Here is a 3,491-nt window from a genome sequence, read left to right as displayed (position 1 = left end):
TGAGTGGCTATCAGAGAGCAGGACCTTTTCAAGATCGAAGTCAAAGGATGCAAGGACCTGTTGGTTGTGTAGGGCAGCAGCTTCTGAGAGGTCAAACTGGAAAGGGGGCCGAGTCCTGGGAGGGGGCTTCCAGGCAAGGGCCTGCTGTATGTTGTGCAGGACCTGATGACTGGGCCCAGGGAGCCAGTAGGAGTCAGAAGAGGGGGGCACTTTCATCCTGTTTGGCTGGCGGTAGGGGGACAGCATGGTCTGTGTCACAGTGGGGGTGGAGGAGGAGGGGTTCTCCAGTTCGGGGAGGGCAGCACTGGTGGCATGTGGAGTTGATCTAGGTGCGTCAGTGGGGGAGCCTCGAAGGGGTTGGAGGTTGTGCAGGGTGAGCCCATGCTTAATGCTAGGGCCACCAGATCCACCGGCAGGGCCGCCTGGAGTGGGCACCGAGGTGACTTCCAGGTTAGGGGGGTGGGCACAGGAGCAGTGTTCCACGGGGCTACCAGTGATGCAGCTGCAGTTGCCTGAAGAGGGTGCAGTGGGCTGGTAGGGGTGGGCACAGGAGCAGGGGGTTGCGATGCCACCAGTGTTGCAGCTGCAGTTGCCTGAGAAGGGTGCAGTGGACTGGTAGGTGCGAGCGCAGGAGCAGTGGGCTGTGATGCTGCCAGTGGGGCAGCTGCAGTGGCCTGAAAAGGGTGCAGTGCTGGGCTGGCAGGGACGGCACTTGCAGTCTGGCTGGATAGAGGGGTCTGGTGGCAGGAGTGGCGATGGCAGTGGGAGGCAGTAGAGCAACAGCTGCGAGCCAAAGTGGCAGACAATGCAAGAGGAACAAAAGGACTCACCAAGGAGCTTCTCAGGGCCACTGATGGATGTGAGGACTGAGGAGGGGTTTTGGACCCGCGGAATGTTGCGAGGGCCTGGGGCACTGGAGAGTGAAGGTGCTGACAGTGTGGGATGCACGGGTTTTGCCTGGTGGAAAGACACGTGGAGGGCAAGCTTAGATGCTGTAGATGCCGAGGGTGCTGTTGAGTGTTTGCGGCGCAAGATGGACTGTGGGCCAGTGGGAGTTGTAGGTGGTGGTGACTGAAGTGTGGGATCCGGTGGGGTGAGCAGTGGTGGGGTGGGTGGTGGTGGTGTAAAGAGAGCTGTGGGTGGCAGGGGTGCAGGGCCTGGTGGACGGGGGCGAAGATTGTAAGGGGGCAAATGTGGTGTGCTGTGTTGAGGGCCCACAGATAGTCAAGATTGCACACTATCAAGCCAAGATTGGAACTCTTTCTTGAGGTCCCCAGTGAGGGTCTTGTGGGTGATGGCACGAGCACAAGAATCCCCATGAGAGCAGGTCCCGAGGAGTTGGTACTTGATGCAGACTTGGTTGCCCTCTGGATCGGTGGGACAGGATCGATTTTTAGCATGGAACTTTTTGAAGTCAGCTGGAGGGATCTTCCAACTCATGACTGGGTTGGGGTTTCGAACAGGAGAAGGGGACCCACTTGACTTGTTGCGCTTTGCTGGTGGTGATGAGATTTGTCTATCCCTGTCATGTTTGGGCTTGGGGGATGGGGAGGGCTTGTGTTGGGCCTCAACTCCCAATGGCAATTTATAGCCAATGTCACAGCCATGCAGCCATTCAGGGAGGCGAGTGAACTCTAGGAAGGACCAAGACCAAGTAGCCGGAGCTGAGGCTGGGACAATACTAGCATAGAAGGACTGGAACTGGGCTTCAACATAGGCAAGGACTCTGCCAAGGCAGGTGGGGTCACGTTCTGCAAGGTGCTCAACTGTAACCTCATGATTTGTCAGCACATCTAGAACATTTTTCTTGAAGAGAAAGGGGGCATGAGCCCCCTGGTGGGTGATGCCAAGGAGGAGACCATAGAAGTTCTTGAGATGGCGCAGCAATTGGGTTGGTGTGTGAGGGATGAAGTAGGTCAACTTTTTGGCCTTGTTGATTTGGTCAGTGGTGTAGCCATACTTGGTCCCCATGTCTTCTTCAATAACATTAAGTTCAGTCAAGTTTTGACTGCCACCACCAGTGCTCAGATCAGCAGAGCCCAAGCTAAAGATGGAGAATTCAGGGCTAATATCATCAGAATTTTGAAACTGGAGGGTGGCCAGGACTGTGGCCAGGTGCTTGGTAATCACAAAATTGAGTTGGTTTGTGGATCGAAAATTGCGCAAGAGGGAAACTCGGAGTCCAGCCTCAGCCTTGATGAGGTCATCCAGAAATGTGGGAAGAGTGGTAGGGGGGGCTGTGAAGGAGCCATCCGAAATCTGAGTGACAGAGAGGCCCAGGCATTTTTGTCGATCATGGTCTGTAGTGGAGCGCTGGATCTTGGAGGTGGTGTCAAGGGCAAATGCTCGTGAGTGGGCTTCAATAGACTTGGCCTGCAGCTCCATGCTATTTTCTTGCAGAGTGATCTGCTTTTCCAATAGCTGGGTCTGCTGCTGGAGAACTGAGCTGAGGCCCGGAGGGCAATTTTCAGAGTTGCGGTCTTCAGTGGTGGTTGCGGGGGGTTGCGCACTATTTTCCACTGTGGGGGGTTGCGCACTATTTTCCACTGTGGTTGGAGGAGCAGGGGGGATGCGACGAAACCAAATATCAAGTGTTTCCTTGTCTGTTACACGAGTTGCAAAATTTTCATCCTTAGGCAGAGTGAGTTTAGCATAACGGAGGGCCCAAACTTCTTGAAGGATGACACCCAGTTTGGATTTCTCAGCTAGAGGGAGTGATTGCACAAATTTTTGGCAGGCAAGGAAAATACTATAAGGCTCAAACATGCCATCATCAGTGGGATTTTGCAAGAAATCTGCTACCAATAATTCAGTGGCCTCAGGGGGTAAAATCAGAGCTGGACCGCAGGCTAAAGTGTAGGGCTGTTCCACATGTGGTTTGCAGGCAGCGAAGGCAGCTTTGTCATCTGCAGCAAGGAGATCATCAATAGAGGGCACTGGTGTGTCCTTGGCAGTACTTTTCTTCTGGATTTCAGGGAGATGGAGCTCATGAAGGGTAGAGGCAATGTCCTCATCAAAACCAATACAAGAAAAGATCGGATTATTTTTGCCTAGAGGGAATCCTCCCGGCACAAGGTGGCCAAGGTGGTGAAGAAGGCGAAAGCCTCTAACATGTTTCTTGACATGAGTAGCCACAATCACACAAAGGTAGGGTCCAAAAGAAATTGCATCAGTGATGTTTTCCCATGCAGTGTCGCGAGAGTTGTCAGTTAAAACATTAGAGATGAAGGGTTTGTGGTGGGCATACATCAAGGCCTGGGACTTCAAGCTGTGGAAGTAGCGATTGTTGTTGACTGTAAGCATGTTGTTGAGTTTTAAAAGCTATATTAAAGGTAGAAGGAGGCAATGAATTTGATGTTTTTCATGTGATGTTGGCTGCAGATATCACAGAAATGACTGAAAATGAATGGAAAATGACTAGCATTTTACTAGCATTCTTGCGCGAATTTTTCATGGGGTGTTTTTGCGCAGCGGAGTTCGGTAAGGCCCAT

The 3,491-nt window shown here is 52.7% G+C and carries 2 protein-coding genes; both read right to left on the bottom strand.

Annotation, left to right across the window (positions count from 1 at the left end; genetic code table 11):
- The coding region (locus V6D20_02155) for a hypothetical protein (protein ID HEY9814598.1) at positions 1 to 246 on the bottom strand (246 nt) is incomplete at its 3' end.
- A 978-nt stretch (positions 247 to 1,224) separates the two neighbouring features.
- Positions 1,225 to 3,303, bottom strand: a complete 2,079-nt coding sequence (locus V6D20_02150) for a hypothetical protein (GenBank protein HEY9814597.1) — start codon at positions 3,301 to 3,303, stop codon at positions 1,225 to 1,227.
- Between the last annotated feature and the right edge of the window lie 188 nt (positions 3,304 to 3,491).

The organism is Candidatus Obscuribacterales bacterium (assembly GCA_036703605.1).
Classification (GTDB): Bacteria; Cyanobacteriota; Cyanobacteriia; order RECH01; family RECH01; genus RECH01.
The sequence above is the reverse complement of the archived record's forward strand: the minus strand, read 5'-3'. Positions and strand labels throughout refer to the sequence as shown.

What these genes read in the sequence shown, in the direction of transcription:
- V6D20_02150 (HEY9814597.1), bottom strand. Translation starts at nt 3,303, where the DNA reads ATGCTTACAGTCAACAACAATCGCTACTTCCACAGCTTGAAGTCCCAG.